Source organism: Actinomycetospora sp. (genome assembly GCF_036497585.1).
GTDB lineage: Bacteria > Actinomycetota > Actinomycetes > Mycobacteriales > Pseudonocardiaceae > Actinomycetospora.
This window is the reverse complement of the sequence record NZ_DASXJD010000130.1, coordinates 1-21,987: the sequence shown is the minus strand read 5'-3', so window position 1 is coordinate 21,987 and position 21,987 is coordinate 1. Positions and strand designations below refer to the sequence as shown.

At 73.0% G+C, this 21,987-nt stretch carries 20 protein-coding genes and 1 pseudogene; 6 read left to right on the top strand and 15 right to left on the bottom strand.

The window, feature by feature from the left end; translation table 11 throughout:
- Positions 1 to 524 (top strand): DUF6185 family protein (locus VGH76_RS12825; protein ID WP_331557068.1); only part of this gene is annotated, 524 nt, incomplete at its 5' end.
- 897 nt (positions 525 to 1,421) lie between these two features.
- Here the strand turns inward: VGH76_RS12825 and VGH76_RS12820 are convergent.
- From VGH76_RS12820 to VGH76_RS12815, 3 genes are read right to left on the bottom strand one after another with little or no spacing between them, the layout of a single operon-like run.
- Positions 1,422 to 1,607, bottom strand: coding sequence for a hypothetical protein (locus VGH76_RS12820; RefSeq protein WP_331557067.1), 186 nt, complete (start codon positions 1,605 to 1,607; stop codon positions 1,422 to 1,424).
- Positions 1,568 to 1,825: an NAD(P)-binding domain-containing protein gene (locus tag VGH76_RS28000; RefSeq protein ID WP_414637722.1), complete on the bottom strand. Its 258-nt coding sequence runs from the start codon at positions 1,823 to 1,825 to the stop codon at positions 1,568 to 1,570. Before VGH76_RS28000 ends, VGH76_RS12820 begins: the two co-directional genes overlap by 40 nt.
- Before the next feature lie 40 nt (positions 1,826 to 1,865).
- A complete protein-coding gene (locus VGH76_RS12815) occupies positions 1,866 to 3,095 on the bottom strand; it encodes a polysaccharide deacetylase family protein (protein WP_331557069.1) in 1,230 nt (409 codons plus the stop codon).
- Between the two features lie 613 nt (positions 3,096 to 3,708).
- On the opposite strand from VGH76_RS12815, the gene VGH76_RS12810 reads away from it, so the two are divergent.
- Complete coding sequence (locus tag VGH76_RS12810) at positions 3,709 to 5,397, top strand: S53 family peptidase (RefSeq protein WP_331557066.1); 1,689 nt, start codon at positions 3,709 to 3,711, stop codon at positions 5,395 to 5,397.
- A gap of 87 nt (positions 5,398 to 5,484) precedes the next feature.
- Here VGH76_RS12810 and VGH76_RS12805 read toward each other — a convergent pair whose 3' ends face one another.
- The 11 genes from VGH76_RS12805 to VGH76_RS12755 form a co-directional block, all read right to left on the bottom strand.
- Positions 5,485 to 6,606 (bottom strand): glycoside hydrolase family 53 protein, encoded by a 1,122-nt coding sequence (locus tag VGH76_RS12805; protein ID WP_331557065.1) that lies wholly within the window; start codon positions 6,604 to 6,606, stop codon positions 5,485 to 5,487.
- 14 nt (positions 6,607 to 6,620) lie between these two features.
- The gene (locus tag VGH76_RS12800) at positions 6,621 to 7,523 is read right to left on the bottom strand and encodes a PIG-L deacetylase family protein (protein WP_331557064.1); all 903 of its coding nucleotides are present in this window, start codon (positions 7,521 to 7,523) and stop codon (positions 6,621 to 6,623) included.
- Positions 7,524 to 7,602: 79 nt separating this feature from the next.
- Positions 7,603 to 8,928 (bottom strand): UDP-glucose/GDP-mannose dehydrogenase family protein, encoded by a 1,326-nt coding sequence (locus VGH76_RS12795; RefSeq protein WP_331557063.1) that lies wholly within the window; start codon positions 8,926 to 8,928, stop codon positions 7,603 to 7,605.
- A gap of 44 nt (positions 8,929 to 8,972) precedes the next feature.
- Positions 8,973 to 9,992, bottom strand: a complete 1,020-nt coding sequence (gene galE / locus VGH76_RS12790) for a UDP-glucose 4-epimerase GalE (protein WP_331557062.1) — start codon at positions 9,990 to 9,992, stop codon at positions 8,973 to 8,975.
- Positions 9,993 to 10,024: 32 nt separating this feature from the next.
- A complete protein-coding gene (locus VGH76_RS12785; protein WP_331557061.1) occupies positions 10,025 to 11,683 on the bottom strand; it encodes a glycosyltransferase family 2 protein in 1,659 nt (552 codons plus the stop codon).
- A 255-nt stretch (positions 11,684 to 11,938) separates the two neighbouring features.
- Positions 11,939 to 13,030 (bottom strand): UDP-glucuronic acid decarboxylase family protein, encoded by a 1,092-nt coding sequence (locus tag VGH76_RS12780; protein ID WP_331557060.1) that lies wholly within the window; start codon positions 13,028 to 13,030, stop codon positions 11,939 to 11,941.
- Positions 13,031 to 13,194: 164 nt separating this feature from the next.
- Positions 13,195 to 13,752 carry a helix-turn-helix transcriptional regulator gene (locus VGH76_RS12775; protein ID WP_331557059.1) on the bottom strand — a complete coding sequence of 186 codons (558 nt, stop codon included), beginning with the start codon at positions 13,750 to 13,752 and terminating at the stop codon, positions 13,195 to 13,197.
- Positions 13,716 to 13,844, bottom strand: coding sequence for a hypothetical protein (locus VGH76_RS12770; protein ID WP_331557058.1), 129 nt, complete (start codon positions 13,842 to 13,844; stop codon positions 13,716 to 13,718). Before VGH76_RS12770 ends, VGH76_RS12775 begins: the two co-directional genes overlap by 37 nt.
- Entirely contained in the window at positions 13,841 to 14,698 is an 858-nt protein-coding gene (locus tag VGH76_RS12765) for a HAMP domain-containing sensor histidine kinase (protein ID WP_331557057.1), read from the bottom strand. The genes VGH76_RS12770 and VGH76_RS12765 overlap by 4 nt, the downstream gene beginning before the upstream one ends.
- 1,187 nt (positions 14,699 to 15,885) lie before the next feature.
- On the bottom strand, positions 15,886 to 16,695 hold the full coding sequence (locus tag VGH76_RS12760) for a heparin lyase I family protein (protein ID WP_331557056.1): 810 nt from the start codon (positions 16,693 to 16,695) through the stop codon (positions 15,886 to 15,888).
- A 357-nt stretch (positions 16,696 to 17,052) separates the two neighbouring features.
- Entirely contained in the window at positions 17,053 to 17,817 is a 765-nt protein-coding gene (locus VGH76_RS12755) for a sulfite exporter TauE/SafE family protein (protein ID WP_331557055.1), read from the bottom strand.
- A gap of 172 nt (positions 17,818 to 17,989) precedes the next feature.
- Between VGH76_RS12755 and VGH76_RS12750 the strand changes: the two genes are divergently transcribed.
- A complete protein-coding gene (locus VGH76_RS12750; protein WP_331557054.1) occupies positions 17,990 to 18,202 on the top strand; it encodes a helix-turn-helix domain-containing protein in 213 nt (70 codons plus the stop codon).
- 25 nt (positions 18,203 to 18,227) lie between these two features.
- Here VGH76_RS12750 and VGH76_RS12745 read toward each other — a convergent pair whose 3' ends face one another.
- Entirely contained in the window at positions 18,228 to 18,992 is a 765-nt protein-coding gene (locus VGH76_RS12745) for a hypothetical protein (RefSeq protein ID WP_331557053.1), read from the bottom strand.
- A 137-nt stretch (positions 18,993 to 19,129) separates the two neighbouring features.
- Between VGH76_RS12745 and VGH76_RS12740 the strand changes: the two genes are divergently transcribed.
- From VGH76_RS12740 to VGH76_RS12730, 3 genes and pseudogenes are all read left to right on the top strand, one after another.
- Positions 19,130 to 19,894 carry a hypothetical protein gene (locus VGH76_RS12740; RefSeq protein ID WP_331557052.1) on the top strand — a complete coding sequence of 255 codons (765 nt, stop codon included), beginning with the start codon at positions 19,130 to 19,132 and terminating at the stop codon, positions 19,892 to 19,894.
- Positions 19,895 to 20,034: 140 nt separating this feature from the next.
- Entirely contained in the window at positions 20,035 to 21,513 is a 1,479-nt protein-coding gene (locus VGH76_RS12735; RefSeq protein ID WP_331557051.1) for a protein kinase domain-containing protein, read from the top strand.
- Positions 21,514 to 21,726: 213 nt separating this feature from the next.
- A pseudogene (locus VGH76_RS12730) lies at positions 21,727 to 21,987 on the top strand (hypothetical protein); the annotation flags it as partial.

The following is a 21,987-nucleotide window of genomic DNA, read 5'->3' as shown; positions in this document are numbered from 1 at the left end:
GCGTCCAGGCGATCAGCATCTTCGGCACCTGGACGGTCGCTGGTTTCGCCATCGGACTGGCATGGCCGTACCTGCCGGGCCACCACGGTCCCATCAAGGTCCTGCTGCCGGCGGCGTTGTACGCGATCACACCGGTCGTCTACCTGACGACCTCGTTGCTCGGCGACCAGATCAACGTGCCCGACGCCGTTCCCCTCCTCATCGAAGCGGTGACCTTCTGGGCCGGGATGACAATCGTCGGTCTCGCCATGGATCTCCGTTCGCTCCAGCCGACCAACCGCTTCTGGACCCCGCGACGCAATGCTCTTGCGGTCACCTACGGGATGCAGAACCTGAGGACCCAGGTGGCCTTCGTTCTCGCCCAGGCGGCCGCCATCGTCGCCATCGCGACGTTCGTGGTCAGTCAGGTCAACAACCCCAGCCCTGCGGCATCGACGACACCGCAGCCCAACAGCTCCGTCGGTTCATCTGCTCCTGGAGGCCCGCAAGGCGCTGGCCCATCGTCGGCTGGGGGTGGTGGGTGACGCACGGATGCTGATCATCACACACGCCATGCCGGTCAGTTGACCAAGAGTCCATCGCATTGCCCCAAGGATTGGGCAAGTGTTCGGAGGAGGAGCCATGGGGGGTGGCCTGGTCCCATCGCGGCGGGGACCACACTTTCGCCGGGGCATCGGATGCATTCTGCTGCTCGGATCCCTGTCGATCAGCTCTTGTGGTGTCGACGGCGGAGCAGGCGCAGGCGCGTCGCAGGAAGTCCGGGTCGGCGATCCGCCGTCGGGCGGAAGCTCGACCGCATCGGCGCCACCGGCCGACGACTCACCGCGGTCCGACCAGGGGTCACAGGACCGGGGCAACCCTCAGGGCCCGGCGCTTGCACCAGCTCCCCCTCAGGGCCCGGCCCATGCACCGGTTCCTCCTCAGGCACCACCGTTGCCGGCTCAGCCTGCTCCGCCGGTTCCGGCTCAGCCAGGTACCCGGCTGGCTCCGCCGCCGGGCCCGCCTACTTCCTCGGCCGGTACCCGGGTGACAGCCCGGGTCGTCCTGAGCGGTTCCCGCGGGCTCGCCCTGCGAACTGCACCCTCCACGTCGTCCGAGGTCCTTCGCAGAGCTGCGGATGGCACGACCCTTTTCGTGGACTGCGCCCTCCCTGGCGAACTGGTCTCCGAGGGCGCGCCCCGCTTCCAGGGAACGTCGGTCTGGGTGCGGACCGCCGACGAAACGTACGCGACCCTGCTGTATCTCCAGGTCGACGGTGACACCACCCTGCCCGACTGTCGGCCGGGGCAGCCCGCTGTACCGCTGGTGGTCACAAGCGCCCGGTGATGGGTGCCCCGGTCCGAGCCACTCTCCGGACCGATTCCCTCGGTCATCGTCGGGGCCGCGGCCGACGACGCCAGTGGTCGGCGCCGTGCCGCCCGCTAGCGCAGGAGCTTGAAGGCGTGGCCGCAGGTCCCGGTGCGCGCGCCGTACCGGACCCACGCCAGGCACATGGCCTCGAGCTCCCGCGCGGCGGTGATGTCTCCCAGGTCGGCGGTGTCCCAGCCCGTCGAGACCAGCAGCTCCGTCACCGCCTTCTTGGCGTCCTCGTCGCCCGCCAGGAACATGGTCGGCGGTCCTGCCCCGCAGAGCCAGGACCACCAGCTCGTCCGGCGCGGGCCGCGTCGGCGAACCCCGTCACGGTCTGTCCGGTCTCCTCAGACCACGCCCGCAACTCCGGGCGCGCCGGGTCGCTCGTCCCGAGGTGGATCTGGTGGCCGTGACGGGCCCAGCCCCGCCCGAGTGTCTGCGCGACGACGCCACTGCCCAACAATCCGATCTGCATGCCCCTTCATGTGATGTGACCCCCGTCAGGTGCCAGGCGATCACGAGTGGGGTGGCCTCTGCGGGGGCAGTACCGGACCGATGCGGTAGTTCGTGGTCGACAGCGTGCCCACCTTCTCGATGATCAGCCCGGCGGCGACGCCGGTGGCGTCCGGTGGCGTCGGCGGCGTGGTCCACGACGCTTTCTGCCACGTGTCGGAGGGGTCCATCCACGGGCTCGAGGTCCAGTACGTCCACGCGCCGGCGCCGTCACGCAGGTAGACCGAGAATTGCGTGGGCACCGACGAGCGGTACGAGGCGTCCGTGTCGACCACCAGCCCCCGTTGCGTCCACGCGGTGCACTGGCCGAGGTCGAGCCGGGGCAGCAATGTCGCGTCGCCGTCGGTCTGTGACGTCATCGTGATCGTCTCGGCGGCCGGCTGGCCGGCAGCAGGCCCGTCGCGACGGTAGGTCGCGGTGTTCGTCCCGAAACCGGCCGTCTGCCAGCAGTCGGGTGTCGTGGCGTTGCCGGCGGTCAGGGTCGGGTTGGCGACGTCGGGACGTGTCGAGGCCGGGGAGGTGTGAACCGGTCCATCGGGCTGACCGACCACCTGGCCGACGGTGCGCACCGCGACCCGCCCCTGCTGCTGCTGGCCGACCAGCCACGCGGCGAACTGGTCGAGCAGCGCCGGCGTGCTCGCGAGGTCGCCGCTGCCGCAACCGACGCTGCACGACTCGTGGTGGAAGATGAACGGCACCCAACCCCCGCCGGTGTTCTCCGCGTTCACCACGTTCCGCTGCAGGTCGGCCAGCGTCGTGGTGTCGGTGACCTGAGCGGCCGTGCGAACGGCGTACGGGTCGGACGGCGGCACGCTCTCCGCGGTGTGACAGGTCGGGCAGGTCGGCCCGGCGATCCCGAGCCCGCCCACGGCGCGGGCGCTGGCATAGCCGCAGTCGCGGACGGCCGCCTCGACCGCCGGGTCGTGGGCGCCGTAGGGGTAGGCGAACGAGATCGGGTGGTAGCCCCATTGGGCCAGCGTGGCCCGACCGTCACAGATCTGGCGTGCCTGCTCGGCCGGGTCGTCGGCAGTCAGCTGGGGGTGCGAGACGGTGTGCCCGCCGATCTCGTTGCCGGCTGCCGCGATCCGGGCCAGGTCCTGCTGGGTCAGGTAGTCGGGTTGCCCGGTCACCCCGGTGACGATGTAGAAGGTGCCGTGCAGGCCGTGCGCCTCGAGCGCGCTCAGCAGCCCCAGCTGGTCGGCGTTGCCGTCGTCGAAGGTCAAGGACACCACGGTGGACGGCGCGGGAGGCTGTGCCGGGGCGCCGGCCCGCGTCGGTGGGGCGACTTCGGAGGGCGCTGCCAGGGCGGTCCCCACCAGCGCAGCGGCGAACACGACCAGAGCGAGGGCGAGCACGACGACCAGGGGGCCACCGCGCGGACGCCGGCGTCGGTGGCGCCCGGTCGGCCCGGCCCTGGTCCTCGCCCCACCAGGGAGCCCGGCACGCGGCGGCTCGGGTGATCGGGCAGGCGGTGCCCGGCCGGCGAGGAGCCGGCGGCTCAGCTTCACGGCCTCATCGTGGCCCGACACACGGCCGACGACCCCATGCACTTGCACGACACAGGGTGGGGCGTCTGGTGTACCGAGCAAGGCCGACGCCGGCCGTCTTGAGGAGGGCCCGATGTCCGCTTCCCCGGGCCACACGATCGCCACGTTCTTCCACGAATGGCACCTCCCGGGAGTCGCTGCCCGCGAGAATGGGCCCGAACCGGACAGCTGACTCGGAACGCGGGGTCACCGGTTCAGCCGAGCGATATTGCTGTTCGAGTGACTAGATGGCGATCAGTGCAGGAAAATTACTACGCTGTGTAGCCATCCGGGGAAACAGTTGACAGGGGGACCCGAGATGGCCAAGACGCCGCAAGACCACGACCTCGTTCCGCTTCCGGGCAGCGACCGCACGCCGGTCGTGGGGGCCGAGCGCGTGGAGGACGTCGCACCCGACGACCAGGTGAGCGTCACCGTCGTGCTGCGCCGGCGCGCCGACGCCGACCTGGGCGCGGTGCGCGAGGCGAACCCGACGGAGCGTCGCCGCCGGTTCGCCGAGCTCGCCGGCGCCGATCCCGACGAGGCGGACGCGGTCCAGCGCTACCTCGAGAACGCGGGCCTCGAGGTCAGCACCGACCTCGCCCGCCGCACGGTCACCGCGACCGGCACGACGCGCCAGGCCCAGGCCGCGTTCGGCGTGAGCCTGGGGCGCTACCAGGCCCACGGGGCGACCTACCGCGGGCGCGAGGGACAGGTGCAGCTCCCGGCCCAGCTCGCCGAGTACGCCACCGCGGTGCTCGGCCTCGACGACCGCCGGCAGAGCCGAGCACACCTGCAGCAGGGCGACACGATCACCGAGGGCGATCTCCCGGACCCGGGGGCTCCCGCGAGCACGCTGCTGCCCGATCCGCCCGCGGCCTCCGCCCACGCGGCCACCAAGCCGAAGCCGCAGCCGCTGTGGACCACGCACGTGGCGGAGCTCTACGACTTCCCGACCGACCTCGACGGCTCCGGGCAGACCATCGCCATCCTCGAGTTCGGCGGGGGTTACACCGACCCCGACCTCGACGGCTACTTCGCCAAGATCGGCGTGAAGCGGCCGAAGATCCTGTCGGTGGGCGTGGACGGCGGTAAGAACAGCCCCGGGGACGAGGCGGACGGAGAGGTGCTGCTTGACATCGAGATCGCGGCGACCATCGCCCAGAAGGCCACGGTCGCCGTGTACTTCGCACCCAACTCCGACCAGGGCTTCGTCGACGCGATCTCCACGGCCGTGCACGACAGCGCCAACAACCCCTCGGTCGTCAGCATCAGCTGGGGCGGCCCGGAGGACGACTGGACCGTCCAGGCGCGCACGGCGATGGAGGAGGCCTTCGCCGACGCCGCGGCGCTCGGTGTCACGGTGCTCTGCGCCGCCGGCGACCACGGCGCGGGCGACGCGTCACGCCGGAAGGACGGGGAGCGGCGCGTCGACTACCCCGCGGCGAGCCCGCACGTCGTGGCCTGCGGCGGGACGGCCCTCACCGGTGCCTCGTCGCAGATCACCGCCGAGACGGTGTGGAACGACCACGACGGCTGGGCGACCGGCGGCGGCGTCAGCCGCATCTTCCCGACGCCGCACTGGCAGCGCGTCGACGAGCCGGACCTGCTCGTCGTCGACGGGTTCGCCGGCCGGGGCGTGCCCGACGTCGCGGGCAACGCCGACATCGCCACCGGCTACGTCATCCTGGTCAACGGGAACTGGGGGCCGGTCGGCGGCACGAGCGCCGTCGCGCCGCTCTACGCCGGGCTGGTCGCGCTGATCAACCAGGCCACGCCCACGCCGATCGGGGCGAAGTTCCCGATCTCGCTGTACGCCGCCAGTGCCTCGCAGCTCGACGACCTCGTCCGCGACATCACCGACGGGGACAACTCGACGCCGAAGGCCCCCGACCTCGGCCCGGCGGTCTCGGGCTATCCGGCCGGCAAGGGCTGGGACCCGTGCACCGGCCACGGGAGCGTGCGGGGACGCGGCCTGCGCGACTTCTTCGTGGGCTCCCTCGCGTAGGGAGATCGACGGCACCCAGCCCGCCAGCGGTGCTCGGCCTCCCTGCTGAGACGTCGGCGCTCGGCCCTGAGGGGTGGGTCTCGGGCCTCACGGCCGTCCGAACGCGCGCAGGGAGGGCAGACCCTCACCGTTCCAGCCGAACATGCCGAGGTTGGCGTGGTGGTCGCCCTCCCCCGCAGCCCACCCCACGGGCGGCAGCCAGCCCGGTTCCCAGGCCAGGAAGCCGAGGCCGTGGCCGCCCGGCACGCGAGCGATCGCGGTGCGCAGCGCGTCGTAGTAGGCGGCCTGGCCCTCGGGGGTCGGAGGGAATCGCCCGCCGTCGGCCAGCTGGTCCGCCGAGGTCACGATGTTCTCGACATGGTCGCCCTGCTCGAGGGTCCACGGGTAGGCGGTCTCCGCGACGAGGACGTCGCGGCCGCGGGCGGCGACCTCCTCGAGCGTGCGGCCGAGCTGATCGAGCGAGCCGTTCCAGAACGGGTAGTAGGACAGCCCGAGGATGTCGAACGGGATGCCCGCGGCGCCGACATGGTCCAGGAAACGGCCGGTGGTGACCGGGTCGCCGCCGCTGTCGACGTGCAGCATGACCCGGGCGGTCGGCGCGCCGTCGCGTGCTCCGGCCACGCCGGCCCGCAGCAGCGTCAGGAAGGGGCCCCAGTCGGCGTCGTCGCCGGGCCCGACCCAGCCGGCGGGCCAGAGCATGCCGTGGGAGATCTCGTTCCCCACCTGCACGATCTCGACGGGCGTGCCCTGGCGGCGGAACGCGGCCAACGTGTCGCGCGTGTAGGACCGCACGGTGTCGGCGAGATCCGCGAGGTCCAGGCCCCGCCATCGCGCCGGTGGGTCCTGGCGGCTGTGGTCGGCCCAGGTGTCGGAGTAGTGCAGGTCCACGATCACGGCGAGGCCCACCTCGTGGGCGCGCCGGGCGAGGACGAGTGCGGAGGCCAGATCGCTGGTGCCGGCGGGCGGGTCGACCCACACCCGCAGCCGGACGGCCGTGGCTCCGTGATCGGCCATGATGCGCTCGAGGGGCGCGGCCACGCCCTCGTCGCGGTACTCGGTGCCGGCACGCTCCTCCTGCAGCGTGAACGAGATGTCGGCGCCCCGGATCGGGAGCCGGCCCGACCGCGGGTTCTGCCCGAGGGCGACGGCGACCGTCGTCACGATCGTCAGCACGACGAGCACCACCACCAGCATCCCGAGCAGTGTCATCCTGTCGCGGCGGCTCACGGCCCGATGCGCGAATCGAGCACCCGCACGGCCTCGAAGCCCTCGGCGTGGCGCACCCGGCCCTGCCGGCCCCGCACCACGGCCAGCGCCCGGACGTGCTCGGGCCGCATGTAGGGCTTCGAGCCCTGGCTGTCGTGCCGTCCCACGGCCTCGACCTTGGTGTCGACGTACTGGTCGATGTCGACGAACACCTGGGGAGTGAACTCGTCGCTGGCCGAGGGGCTCTCGAACGAGAGGATCGAGGGGTGCCCCCGGGCCGCCCGGACGGTCGCCTGGTGGACCGCCTCGTGGTCCTGGTGGCGGTCGTGCGCGGAGTGGGTCAGCACCAGGTCCGGGTTGTAGCGGTCCAGCGCGTCCTCGATCGCCCGGATCATCGCGGGCCCGTGATCGGGTAGGCAACTGTCGGGAAGGTCCAGCACGACGAGGCTGGTGACGCCGAGGAAGTCCCCTCCCGCGGCGGCCTCGTCCTGGCGCGCCAGTCCACCGCCGTTGCGTCCGCCCGACATGACCACGCTGTGCACCTCGTGTCCGGAGTCGACGAACTTGGCGATCGCCCCGCCGCAGCCCAGCTCGAGATCGTCGGGATGGGCGCTGACCGCGACGATGCGCCGCGGCAGGCACGTCGGGTGAGCCACCAGTCGGGCGCTCCGGAGCGCCACGACGCCGCCGCAGAGGACGACCAGATCGCCGGCCAGGATCGCCGGCGAGGTGGCCAGGTCGTCCGGCGCGGCAGCGACGCCCGCGTTGAGACCCGTCATGAGCAGGCAGGCCACCACCACCGAGCGGCGGACGACGCCGGGTGAGCGCCAGCCGCGACCGACACGCACCGGCAGGACGGCGGCGGTGTAGGCGGCGAGCGCGAAGCCGGACGCGAGCACCGCGAAGAGCGAGACTGTCACGGAAGTACTCCTCACGGACGGACCGGATGGTGGCTGGGCCACCCGGGGTGGCGACAGCGACGGCGCTCCCCCGGGGATGTCAGGCGGCGATCGGCCGGCGGCCGAGCGCGCCGACGTCCCAGCCGTGGGTACGCCAGTGCTCGAGATCGAGCGTGTTGCGGGCGTCGAGCAACCGAGGGGTGTCGACGACCGTCACGAGCTCGGCCGGGTTGAGGTCGCGGTACTCGGCCCAGTCGGTCAGGTGCAGGACGAGGTGCGCGCCCTCGCAGGCCTTCTCCGGTTCCCGGGCGTAGTCCAGGCACGGGAACGCCGCGCGGGCGTTCTCGAGTGCCTCCGGGTCGTGCACCCGCACGTGCGCTCCCTGGAGCTGGATCGAGGCTGCGACCGCGAGGGCGGGCGAGTCGCGGACATCGTCACTACCGGACTTGAACGCGGCCCCGAGGACGGCGACCCGGCATCCGAGGAACCGGCCGCCGAGCATCGCCCGCGCCCGGTCGACGGTCCGCTGCCGCGCCCGCATGTTGATCTCGTCGACGTCCCGCAGGAACCGCAGCGACTCCCCGAAGCCGAGCTCCTCGCCGCGCGCGGCGAACGCCCGGATGTCCTTGGGCAGGCATCCGCCGCCGAATCCCACACCGGCGGCCAGGAAGCGGTGCCCGATGCGCGGGTCGTACCCGATGGCCTTGGCGAGCGTCGTGACGTCACCGCCGGTCGCCTCGCAGACCTCGGCCATCGCGTTGACGAACGAGACCTTCGTGGCGAGGAACGCGTTGGCCGAGACCTTGACCAGCTCGGCGGTCGTCCGGTCCGTGACCAGGTACGGCGTCCCGGCCTCGCGCATCGTCGTGTACACCGCGCCGAGGATGGCCTCGGCGCGGTGGGACTCGACGCCGACCACGATGCGGTCGGGCCGCAGGGTGTCCTCGACCGCGGTGCTCTCGGAGAGGAACTCGGGGTTCCACGCCACCTCGGCGCGGGCGCCGACCGGCGCGAGCTCGCGAATGCGGGCGGCGAGGCGCTCGGAGGTGCCGACCGGCACGGTCGACTTCCCGACGACGAGGCAGTCCTCGTGCAGGTGCGGGGCGAGCCCCTCGACGACGGCCTCGATCGGCCGCATGTCCGCGGCCGCCGAGCCGGGCTGCTGCGGGGTGCCCACGCACAGGAAGTGCACCTCCCCGAAGGCGGCCGCCTCCTCCAGCGAGGTGGAGAAGCGGAGGTTCCCCGACGCGACGGTGCGGGCGAGGATCTCCTGCAGCCCCGGTTCGTAGAACGGGGTCCGCCCGGCGGCCAACGCGGCGAGCTTGGCCTCGTCGACGTCGACGCCGAGGACGTCGTGGCCGATGTCGGCCATGCAGGCGGCGTGGACGGCACCGAGGTAACCGGTGCCGATGACGGTCATGCGCATGATGTGCTCCCGGGAGGTGGGGACGGCGATGGACGAAGGGGAGATCAGCCGGCGTAGCCGGCCGGGTTGGCGCGCTGGAACCGCCAGGCATCGGCGCACATGGCGGTGAGATCGCGGGTGGCGTGCCACCCGAGCACGGACTCCGCGCGGGAGGGGTCGGCGACGAGCACCGCCACGTCGCCGGGGCGGCGGCCCTGCACTTCGTAGGGCACGGAGCACCCGCTCGCGGCCTCGAAGGCCGCGACCACGTCGAGCACGGAGGAGCCCACCCCGGTGCCGAGGTTGAGGACCTGCAGGCCCTCGACGAGCCGATCGAGGGCGAGGCAGTGGGCCCCGGCCACGTCGAGGACGTGGATGTAGTCGCGTACGCAGGTCCCGTCCGGGGTCGGGTAGTCGTCACCGAAGACGCGCAGCCGCTCCCGGCGGCCGACGGCCACCTGGGCCACGTAGGGCAGGAGGTTGTTGGGCACTCCGGTGGGGTCCTCGCCCAGGTCGCCCGAGGGGTGTGCCCCGAGCGGGTTGAAGTAGCGCAGCGCGGCGACGCGCAGCTCGGGCAGGAGCCGGCAGACGTCGGCCAGCATCTGCTCACCCATCCATTTGGAGTGGGCGTAGGGGTTGGTCGGCCGCGGCGGGTCGCTCTCGGTCAACGGCACCCGGGTGGTCTCGCCGTAGATCGAGCACGACGACGAGAACACGAGATCGTGCACACCGTGCGCACCCATCGCGCGCAGGAGCGCGCTCGTGCCGCCGACGTTGACGTCGAAGTACTCCAGGGGAATCTCGGTGGATTCGTTGACCGCCTTCTTCGCCCCGAAGTGGATCACCGCGTCGATGGGATGGGCGGCGAACACCGCGTCGAGCGCCGCGCGGTCGCGGAGGTCGGCCGTGTAGGCGGTCAGGGGGCGTCCCGCGAGCTTCTGCACGCGGTCCAGCGCCACCGGAGAGCTGTTCGAGTGGTCGTCGACGGTGATGACGTCGTGTCCGCGCTCGAGCAGTTCGACGCAGGTGTGGCTGCCGATGAAGCCGGCGCCTCCGGTCACGAGCACAGTGCGGGCGGTGTTCATGGTGGGTCGTCTCCGTTCGTGGTGAGAGATCGTCACGGGATCGCGCCCGAGAAGACGGCGACCGCGTAGGTCGGGAAGCGCAGGAGCGCGATGAGGACGGGGACGGCGGTCAGCCCGGTGACCAGGAGGGGGCCCGCCACCGTGCTGCGCAGCGCACGCCTCAGGCCCACGCCTGAGTGGCGGGCGGCCTCGGTGGCGTGCAGCACCGAGACAGCGCCGGTCACGACGAGGTAGGTCGTCGCCCCCAGCAGGCAGAGGAAGACGTAGCCGACCGCGGACGTGGAGGCCTGGCCCACGAGCGCGGCGGACGCGAGCACCACGGCGATCACCGCATAGGGCACCGCGATCCGCGTCGGCAGCGGTTCCAGCCCGTCGACGCTCTTGGGCGTCACCTTGAAGGTCAGCGACCGCGGTCGGACCGTCTGCAGGGCCGCCGCGCACACTCCCCACGACACGAGCGGCCACCGGGACAGGCTGTAGAGCCAGATCTCCCAGCTGATGATCGGTGCGTCACGCGGGCGCAGGAGGCCCCGTCGTTTCAGCAGCACCGCCATGAGGAGGACCCACGCCGAGATCGACCACCAGTGCAGCAGGAAGGCCACGTAGTTCACGTGGATCCACGGCAGTCCCGTCACCGCGGCGATCGGCGGCAGCGAGAGCCCGCCGACGGTCGTGACCGCCAGGGAGACGTAGAAGAGCAGCGCGAACATGAAGCGCAGTCGCAACCGCCAGGGCATGCGCCCGAGATGACGCGGCACGAGGCCGAACAGCACGGTCGTCAGGCTGCGCGACCACTGGAACTCCTGGACCAGCATCGCGGGAAGTGTCTGCGGTCCCTCGCCCCGGGCCTCCGCGTCGATGGCGAAGGCGCCCTGCCAGCCTGCCGAGCTCAACAGGAAGCTGGTCGAGAAGTCCTCCGCCAGCTCGGGACCCACGCCCCCGATCTCCCGGAGGGCGGCGGTCCGCACGGCGTAGTGCGAACCGATGCACGACGGCGCCAGGCCGTCGCTGTGACCGAGCTGCGCCGGCCCGTGGAAGGTGGCTTCCTTGTGCAGCCGGCCCCGTGCCGCCCAGGAACGGGAGGCGTTCGCGTCGCACACGCTCGGCGCCGCGACGTACCCGATCGCCGGGTCGGCGAAGGGTCGGACCATCTCGGCGAGGTAGGTCGGCGAGGGGACGTGGTCGCAGTCCAGCTGCGAGACGACGTCGTAGAGCGTGTAGCCCCAGCGGTCGTAGAAGTAGGCGAGGTTGCCTTCCTTGCATCTGGTCCGGCGAGGCCACGTCGACCGGTGGTACGCCTCGACCCCGCGGCGGGTGGAGAGGAGCACCCCGTGCTCGTCGCACCAGGCGACCACCTCGTCGCCGGGGTCCTCGTCGCAGAGCCACACGTCGTAGTGGTGCGGGAAGCGCTGAGCGAGCATCGCGGTCAACGTGCCCCGCGCCATCGACCAGGGCTCGGACGGCGCACGGGTCACGACGAACGCCACGCGCAGAGGCGGGATCGACAGTGCGGGGTTGACCCGCCGGAGTCGGTTCACCGCCAGGATGAAGTAGCCCGGCACGACCGACAGGTAGAGCAGCACCAGGCTGTTCACCAGCAGGCCGATCCAGCTGACCCGGTGCTCGGGCTGGGACCACCAGGTCCAGAACCACACCAGGCAGGCGATCCACCCGACCGTCAGGCCGACCATGACACATCGGTCGCGCCGGGCGAGTGCCGGGACGAAGGTCACCGCACGGAAGGGCCGCATCGGCGCGGCACGGCCGGACAGCGTCGGACCGCTCGGGGGAATGTCGACGACGTTCCCGTCCGAGAGCCGCCGGATGTCTTGCCACAGAGCGCGGTCTGGGGCGGGGCTCGTCCTCGCAAGTCGGACCGTGCGTCGGCCGCGGGTGCGGGAGTCGAGGTCGGTCACGGTGGGGTCTCCGGGGAGTCGGGATACGGGTCAGCTCGCACGGGCCGGCTCGCCTCGCGGCGGGGCGGGGAGCTCGGCGGTCTGGGGCCCGGCGAGGACGGACCCGGCGAGGGCGACGGCCTGCGGGCGTGCCGCGAACCAGGCGACGGTGCGGCGCAGGCCGTCCTCGGCATCGACCTGGGGCACCCAGCCCAGCGCGGCGCCCGCCCGTGTGATGTCCGGTTTCCGGCGGGTGGGATCGTCGACCGGGAGCGGCTGGTGGTCGATCGGCGAGACGGACCGGGTGATGGTGAGGACCAGGTCCGCGAGCTCGCGGACGGTGCGCTCGTGCGGATTCCCCAGGTTCACCGGCCCGGCCTCGGTGCTGTCGAGCATGGCCATCAGGCCGGCCACGAGGTCGTCGACGTAGCAGAAGCTGCGGGTCTGGGAACCGTCCCCGTAGATGGTGAGCGGGTCGCCGTTGAGAGCCTGGACGACGAAGCTCGACACCACGCGCCCGTCCTCGGGTCGCATGCGCGGTCCGTAGGTGTTGAAGATGCGCACGATGCCGACGTCGGCGGACTCGGTGCGGGCGTAGGCGGACGCGAGCGCCTCGGCGAAGCGCTTCGCCTCGTCGTAGACGCTTCGGGGTCCGACGGAGTTGACGTTTCCCCAGTAGTCCTCGGTCTGGGGATGCACGAGAGGGTCTCCGTACACCTCGCTGGTCGAGGCGAGGACGAACCGCGCCCGGTGCGCGACCGCCAGCTTCAGCGCGTTCTCGGTGCCGCGGCTGCCGACGGCGAGCGTCTCGAGCGGGAGTCGGTGGTAGTCCGGCGGAGACGCCGGACTGGCCAGGTGGGCCACCGCGTCGACGGCGCCGTCGATGACGAATGCCTCGCTGACGTCGGCCTGCACGAAGGTGAACGCGGGGTCGGCGAAGAATCCGTCGAGGTTCTCGCGGCGACCGGTCGAGAGGTCGTCGACGCAGACCACCTCGTCGCCGCGGCGCAGCAGCGCCTCGCAGAGGTGCGACCCGAGGAAGCCGGCGCCCCCGGTGACGACGACGCGCCGACGGGCGCCGTGGACGGGCACCGAATCCGGGCGGGGCAACGGGGTACTGACGGGGATCGTGGACGTGTCCATGAGCGCCTGCCTGCCATGGTCGAAGCAACCCGGGCCCGACCTCGACATCGAGGCCGTTCGGTGGAGCCCGGGCTTCGACGGCAAGCCTCACCGAGCGGCGGCGGGCGGCTCATCGGCATGGTTGACCATTTGACCGTCCGCGAAATTGCGGATGGCGCCGACGGTCAGCGCCCGGCACGGTAGAGCGCTGCGGCCTCGAGCTGGGACCCGACCTCGAGCTTCTCCCGGATGGCCTGGACCTGGCTGCGCACGGTCGCCACGGAGACGTGGGAGCGGCTCGCGATGTCCGCGACCGGCGAGCCCTCCGAGAGCGCGTGCAGCACCTCGCGCTCGCGCGGAGTGAGCCGGTCGAGGAGCGCCTGGTGGGCCCTCCGCTCGGCATCTCGGGATCGTCGTCTCGCCAGCATGACCCGGCGCGTCTCGACGGGGAGGATCGGCCGGCCCTCGGCGGCGGCGGCGCAGGCGGCGACGAGGTCGTCGAACGCCTCGTTCTTGTGGACCCAGCCGATCGCGCCCTCGGCCAGGGCGTCGCCGAGCCGCTCCTCGTCGGCGACGCCGGTGATCATGACGACGGTCCAGCCGCCGGCGGCGAGGGGCCGTACCAGGTCAACGCCGTCGAGCCGGGTGCCCTCGGCGTCCACCCCCAGGTCGAGATCGAGGAGGGCGAGGCCCGGCGGCCCGTCGATCAGCGCATCGAGCTCCGGCCCGGGGGCAGCGCGCACCAGTGGACGTCGAACCCCGCCTGCCGCAACGCGGCGGCGAGCGTCGTCGCGATCAGCTGGTGATCGTCGACAAGGACGATCCGGTCCGTCATGAAGCCCGGAACGTGGTGTAGGGGGCCTCGGCCGGAAGGGCGGGGACCTCGATCTCCGCGCGGGCACCGCCGACGGGTGCCGGACGCACCATGATGGTGCCGCCGTACCGACCGAGCTGGCGTGCAGTCGCCCGCAGCCCGATTCCGCTGCCGCCTGCACGGCTCGGCCCCGCCATCCGGCGGGGATCGATCTCGCCCGACAGGCCGGGGCCGTCGTCGGTGACCTCGATCCGCGCTCGCGTCCCGGTCGTCCGCACCGTGATCGACACCCGGGCGCCCGGAGCGTGTCGGGCGCAGTTCGCCAGACAGTTGGTCAGCGCGGATCTGAGCACCGAAGGACTGCAGTTGCCCCACACGCTGCGTGCTTCCGACGAGAAGGACAGGTCGGCGCCCACTCCCCAGAGGTCCGCCACCTCACGGGCGATCTTCGCCACGTCGATCCGCTCGTGCACCGCCACCGGACGGCGCGCGCAGGGGTCACGGAGATCGAGGAGGGCCCAGAGTCGCGCGATTTCTTCGTCGAACGCGTCGCGGATGCGGTCGCGCTCGTCCTGGCTCAGACCGGTGCGCTTTCCTCCGAGCAGGTGGGAGGTGCCGGCGACCCCCGCCAGGATGTTGCGGATCTCGTGGTCGCGCTCCGTCGCGGCCCCCTCCATCTCCTGTGCCAGCCGCGCCCGGTCACGGTCGCGACGACGGCGCTCGTGGAACAGCACGGCGAGCAGCGCCGCGAGCAGTCCGACGGTCGCAAGGGTCACGACCAGACCCGCGGTGCGCCGGGGCATCCCGTCGAAGCCCAGCAGCGCGCCGATGCCGACCGCACTCGCGAAGCGCACCAGGAACCACGCGGTCCCCATCCGACGCCACGTGGCACGTAGGGCCACGACGAGCAGTCCCGCCGCCAGGAGAGACGCCCCCTGCCGGACCGCTCCCGGAGGCGCCGAAAGAACGATCGGGAGCACCACCGATCCGTAGGCGATCGCCGGGACACTCGCGCCCGCACCGCTCCACCGCGCCGCGAGCGCCCCGACGCAGATTCCCCCGATGGCGGCGCCCGCCACGATTCCCGATTCGGCAGCGTCTGTCGGGATCATCCCGGACCCGAGATTCGCTACGCGAATCGCGAGGAGCACGGCACACCCACCCAGCACGACCGGCGCCGCGATTCTAGCCACGGCGTGAGAGGTCGAAACCGACGACCAGATCCGCATTTACGCTCCCCCAGTTACTCTGCGTATGCGGTTGCCTCATGCAAGTACACGGTCGACCTCACTGTCGGACCAGGAGATTACGGCCTGTGGCGCGACTGTGTGTACCCCGGCCCGGGCCAGTGCATGTGAAGTACGGCTCGAATGGACACGGACGGATGCCGGAAGCCGCGTCGCGCCCCACGCACGAGGGGGAAGATTGCCCTACACCGTACGTACGCCGATGAAGCCCTGGTGACGTCAGGCGGTCCCGCGCCTGGCCATTCCGCGTCGACACGGTCCAGAATGCGCGGTACTCACGAGTAGCAGCTCTCTCGGACCGGGCCTTCTGGAATTCCCGGCGGATGTCTCTGCCTCACCCGCAACCGAGTCGTCACGAGTTGTTTACCCGGGCGTCTGCCACAGGGACCGCGAACCCTGGTCGCCGCGTGTCATCACTCGTGCCCGGGAGGGGCGCAGTTCCCGATCCCCGGGTCCCGGGGTCCGGGCGCCCGCCCCGGGTGTACGGGGTGCCTACCGGGGCGGGCGTCCGGTTGCTCGGTCACCGGGATACCAGGCGTGCACCTCGAACGCCGTCGCGGCGGTCTCGGCCGCAGTCACCGCCGACCGGTGACTGGAGCAGACCCACGGCGCTGCCATCAGCACGGCGATGCCGCGTGGGTTCCCGGGTTCCGAGCTCGGCGCCCGCTCGGGGGACAGGATCTTCTCTTCCGGTCCTGCCGTGGCCGATGAGGCGCCGTCCCGTAGTTGTACAGCCTCTGCGTTTTCCGGCCAACCCTCCCGGGCCGCACTCCCCCCAACCGAACCGATTCGGACAACTGGGAGGTCGCCGTCGCTCAGGAGCGACTGTGCCGGGCTCCGGCGTGCCCGTGCGAGGAGGACTGCTGGGTGCCCGTGGAGCGGGAGTGCCCCTCGTGCTGGGTGCTCCCGGACGGCCGGGATCCGCTGTGGTGGACGCCCGACACGTGCCAGTCGCGCATCGTGGCCCGGGCCGTGTGGCTGGTGCCGGCCTCCCGGCGCAGCCCGGCCTTGAGGTAGCTCTGCTGGCCCGGGTAGAGCGTGCCGCCGCGGGGATGGTGGTCCTTGACCACCGTCCGCCCGTCGCGCCGGACACTGACGCGGCCCTTCTCCGGGTTCGCCGAGAACCGGACGCGGACCGCCAGGTGGGTCCACTCGCCTTCCGGTGCGTGCCCGAGGTCCTTCGTGAAGGTGCGCGACCCCGACGGGTGGCCGTCGCCGCCGTGCAGGACGAGCCGGCCGTCGTGGACCCGCACATCGACCGGCGCGGAGCCCGGGCCGTCGTTCTCCCACCGGAGGAGGACGTGCCGCCCCGAGCGGCCGGACGACGGGTGATCGAGGCGCACGGCAACCGAGACGAGGTGCTCGTCGCCCTCGTCGACGGCCGGGAGGGCGGGCTCGACCTCGCACCGGCGCACGCCGGGGGCCAGGTGGAGCGACACCTCGCCGTGCTCGACGCGGGGCGCCGCACTCCCGGACGCCGACGAGGCGGGACGGAAGGCGGACGCGGCGTGGGCGCGCCAGCGGGTGCTGGCATGGGTGAGGGCCGGGATCGATGAGGGCTCGGCAGTACGGGGCGCGGGGACCACCGCCACCGCCGGGGAGCCGCGCTCGCCCGGCGCCGACACGGGACCCACCTGTCGGGTGCCGGGTCCCGCGGCGTGATCGTCCTGCGGCGCCCGCCGGGGCTCGGGCTGCGGTGCGGTGTGCGACCACGGCAGGGTCGCCGCGGCGATCGCCGCGCCCCCGGCGAGCGCGCCGGCGGTCAGGATCGAGACCGTCCGGGCACGGGCGGGACCGCGCGCTCGCCGATGCGAGGTCAGCGGCCGGGCGCCCGCGAACGCTGCCGCGACCGGACCGACTCCTGCCGAGCGACGATGGCGCGCCATGGTCGTCTCCGAAGGCCTCGGGAGCTGAAGATTCTCCTGGAGAGCGTGCCCGACGACGCCGTCGGGCCAAACCTCGTCGTCGACGCCCTGCGTGCGTCAGCCGCGCAGCACCAGCTGGACGAACGCCACCAGCCCGACCACGACGATGACCCCGCGCAGCACCAGCGGCGGCAGCCGGCGGCCGATCAGCGCGCCGAGCACGCCCCCGACGATCGACCCGCCCGCGATCAGCCCGACCACCGGCCAGGACACCGGCGCGACCAGGGCGAACACGATCCCCGACACCAGGTTCGCGAGCGCCGCCAGGACGTTCTTGACGGCGTTGTGCCGCTGCAGGTCGTCGTCGAGCAGGATCCCGAGGAAACCCATGAGCAGGACGCCCTGCGCGGCGCCGAAGTAGCCGCCGTAGACCCCGGTGCCGAACACCGCGGCGAGCAGCGGCGGACGCACCTGGGTCCGGGGTTCGCCGGACGGGTTCCGCAGCGCCACCCGGCGCGACACCCACGGCCCGACGACGACGAGCACGACGGCCAACGCCACGAGCACCGGCACCACCGCGTCGAACGCCGCGGAGGGCAGCACCAGGAGCAGCAGGGCGCCGAGCAGGCCGCCGAGGACCGTCGGGACGGCCAGCCGGAACACCCGCCCCCGCAGGCCCGCCAGCTCCCGGCGGTAGCCGATCGCCCCGGTCACCGAGCCCGGGACCAGGCCCAGCCCGTTGGACACGTTGGCCGTCAGCGGCGGGAACCCGAGCGCCAGCAGCACCGGGAACGTGACGAGGGTACCGGAGCCGACGACCGTGTTGATCATCCCGGCCCAGACGCCGGCGACCGCGATGATGGCCGCCTCGCCGATCGTCACCCCGGGATGATCGCCCACCCGGGGCCGGTCCGCTGCGTCCCCCCGGTCGATGGCGGGGCCCACCCTGCGGGCAGAGCAGGGACTTCCGGCCCTGGGCCGGACCCTCCGCCCGGGTGGGTCATCGGGGGACGACACCGCGTCGGGCCACCGACCGCACGGGAGGACGAGGCCAATGTCCACGATCCACGCCGAACAGCCAGCGATGGAGCGCGACGCCGAGCGGCGCCTCGTCGCGGGCCGGTACCAGGAGGGCTCGAGCCTCCGCGAGATCAGCGCCGGGATGGGACGCAGCTACGGCTACGTCCGCCGCCTCTGCCTCGAGGCGGGCGTTCCCATGCGTCCGCGGGGCGGCGCCAACCACCGGGGTGGGGCGGGGCGGCGCTGACCACGCGCGCCCTCGGGCACCGTCGTCAGCCGCGACCGCGCAGCTTCGCGAGCCACTGACCGGCCATCCTCGTCAGCGCCTGCTCCGGGTCGTCGCGGCGCTCGTGCGGGTCGGCCGCGGGGATGCGGGCGAGCTCGGCCGCGGTGGGCCGCCGGAACAGCCACGTCGAGAACCGTCGCCACCCCCGCTGCGGCAGCGTCGTCGCCCACGCCAGCGCGCCCAGGAGGACGACGAGGGCCCCGGCCAGCGCCCCGGCCGCCGCGAGCGTGCCCATCGGCGGCACGAAGCGTCCGGCGGGCGTGGTGGGCGGGGTGCTGGTGGCGACGACGACGCGGGGCGGCTGCCCGGTGGGCGTCTCGAGCTGCGTGATCGCCCCGCTGAGGGACTTGACGACGGCGTCGGCCTCGGCGGTCGCCGCCTCCGGGGTCGCGGCCCTGACGACGAGGGTGAGCGTCGTCGAGTCCTCGGCCGAGGTGGCCGTGACCTCCTGCCGCAGCGCGGCGACGGTGGTCCCGGTGCTCGTCGCGGCGGGTTCGAGGACGTTGTCGCTGGTCGCGATCGCGGCGTAGGTCGGCATCTGGTTGGTGATGTAGGAGTTCATCGTCTGGGCGGAGTCCGAGTTAGCCGGCGCTCCGCTGGAGTCGGAGACCTCGAGCCGTGCCGTGGAGCTCACCGGTGAGCGGTCGAGGCGGAGGTCGAGGAGCAGCCCGCCCACGGCGCCCACCAGCACGAGGACCACGAGCACCCACCGGGCCGACCGCAGCGCCGCCCTGACGTCCGTCCCACGCATCTTCATCAGTGTGCCCAACGACCCTGGGGGTTCCGTGAGACGGCCCCGGACGGCGGAACCGGTAACGCCGGACGACGGTGCCGCGATCGTCAGGCATTCGGCCCGTGTGTCGCGGCCGTGAACGAGCGGGGACAGCCATGACGCAGGGCGTGAACGTTCGACCCGGGACCGTGACCGCGGCCCAAGTGATCATCTGGGTGCTCAGCGCGATCGCCGCGCTCGGGAGCGCGCTGATGCTGGTGTTCGGGATCCTCGGGCTGGTGTCCGGGGCCTCCGTCGCCGCCGGCGCCGTGGGGACGGAGTCGTCGGGCCTCGGCGCCGCGTTCGGCGGGCTGATCGGGTTCTTCTCCGGCGGGCTCATCGTCGTCGCCGTGATCTCCCTGGCCTTCGTGGGCCTCTGGTTCTGGATCGCCACCGCGCTCGGGCGCGGGAGCCGGGCCGCCCGCGTCGTCGCGACCGTCTTCTGCGGGATCGACATCGCCTTCGGCCTCCTCGGGATCGTCGGGTCCCTCGCCGACCGCGGAGCCCTGTCCGTCGTCCCGGCCCTCCTGGCGCTCGTCGTCCCGGCGACGCTCACGGCGCTGCTGTGGGGCGCCGAGAGCTCGCGCCGCTTCTTCGACGGCGTCCCCTCCTCGGCCACCCCGGCCCCGATGTCGCCGCCGGTCGGGTTCGCGCAGCCGCCGTACCCGCAGCAGCAGTACGGCCGGCCGCAGCAGTGGGGTCAGCAGCCGCAGTGGGGTCAGCAGCCGTGGGGCGGGCAGCAGGTCCCCGAGGGCGTGACCGCGCCGATCCAGCTCCCGGGCGCCCGGTGCGGCACCTGCCAGGCGGCGCTGCGCCCGGGTGCCGCGCACTGCGCGGCGTGCGGCGCCCAGGTGACGCCGCAGCGCCCGGTCGGGGCCTGACCGACGCCCGGCGGCCCGGGGCTCACGACAAACGGTGACCATCGGTCAGGGTTTCTCCGCTCGCTCTCGGGACGTCGGCGTCGGGGATCGCGCCGTTTATGCTTCCCCGCGGTTCGGGGGAACCACGACGTGAGGCGTTGATGGCGGAGCAGTTCGGTCCGTACGAGGTGGGGGCACGGCTCGGGCGCGGTGGGATGGGCGAGGTCCACGAGGCCTTCGACACCGCCCGCGAGCGCACCGTCGCCCTCAAGCGGCTCCTCGCCGACGACCAGGACGACCCCGACGTCCGCGAGCGCTTCCGCCGCGAGTCCCGGATCGCCGCCCGCCTCGACTCCCCGCACGTCGTGCCGATCCACGATTTCGGCGTGATCGACGAGCGCATGTTCATCGACATGCGCCTCGTGCGGGGACGCGACCTGGGCTCGCTGCTCGCCGCGGAGGGGCCGTTGTCGGCGGAGCGGGCCGTCGGGATCGTCGAGCAGGTCGCGGACGCGCTCGACGCGGCCCATGAGGCCGGGATCGTGCACCGCGACGTCAAGCCCTCGAACGTCCTGCTCGCCGCGCGTGACTTCGCCTACCTCGCCGACTTCGGCGTCGTCCACATCCGCGAGGCCATCGACCAGCCACGCTTGACCACGACGGGCACCTCCCTCGGCACGCCGTCGTACATGGCGCCCGAGCAGTTGCGCGGGGAGCCGTTCGACCAGCGCCTCGACGTCTACGCCCTCGGGTGCGTGCTCTTCGAGACGCTGGTGGGGCACGCGCCGTTCGTCGGCAAGCGGATGGAGGTGCTGGTCAGCCACCTCGAGGACGCGCCGGCCCGCCCGTCCGCGCTCGCGGCCGCCGTCCCGACGGAGCTCGACGACGTCGTGCTGCGCGCGCTCGCCAAGGACCCGGCGGAGCGCCCGACGACGGCGGGCGAGCTGGCCACCGCCGCCCGCGCCGTCATGGAGCGGCTGAGCTCCTCCACCGAGGCGCGGACCTACGACGTCCACACGATCCCCGCCCGCCCGGCGCCGCGGGACCCGCGCCCCGCCGCGGCGGGCCCGCTGCACCTCGTCGCTCCTCCGGGCCGCGGGTCCGCAGCGCCGCCGCGCCCGCGCGCCGCCGGCCGACCCCCGTTTGACCGGACCGACCCGCACTCCCCCGTCGGCGGCGCCTCGCCGCCGCCGATCCCGCAGCCGCGGGTCGGGAGCGGACCGGTCGTGCCGCCGCCGCAGGCCCCGGCCGCGACAAGCGGACGGCTGGGCGTCGTCGCGCTGGTGCTCGCGGTGCTGCTGGCCCCGGTGGGCCTGGTCCTCGGCGTGGTCGCCCGCCGCGACGGGGATCGGCGGGGGACGGTCGCGATCGTCCTCGGGGCGGTCCTGACGGTGGCCGCGGTCGGGGTCGGCTACGTCCTGCTGCGGACGCCGGTCGTCTCGTCGAGCGCGGTCGCGGGCCAGATCGTGGCGCAGTCGGGGCTCGCGCCGGGCCAGGTGACCTGCCCGGACGCGCTCCCGGCCCGAGTCGGCGCCTCGGTCGTCTGCACCGCGACGGGAGGCGGCGGCACGCAGTCGCTCCGGGCGACCGTCACCTCGGTGAGCGGCAGCCAGGTGCGGTTCGACATCGTCGCGCAGTAACCGGGGTGGTCTCGGGTGTAACTCGTTCGAGTGTCGGAGCGATGACGGCTCCGGGGCCCCGATCACGGGGGGCGAACGGGGGGATCGATGACGCTGGCGAACGGAGCACCCGGAGCAGCACGCCCGGGAGAGGGTGCGGGGCCGCGACGCGGTCCGGGAACGCCGCAGTCGGGCATCCCGACGCAGGGGGCGCCCCCGGCAAATCTGGGATCGGTGCCAGCCCGTCCCCCCGGGCTGCTCTCCGCGCCCTTCACGGCCCCGCCGGGCTCCGTGCCGCCGCCCCGCCCGAGCCCGCCCGCAGGTGGCCCGGCGCAGCGTTCCGCCCTCTCCATCGGCACGGGCCCTCGACCCGACCCCGACGACGACCGCACGTCGCTCGTCCAGCGGCCCGAGCCCTCCGTCGCCGGGGGCTGGAAGAACGTGCGCGCGGTCCTGGGCCGAGGCGGGCCGACGCGGTGGGGGCTCCTCGGCCTC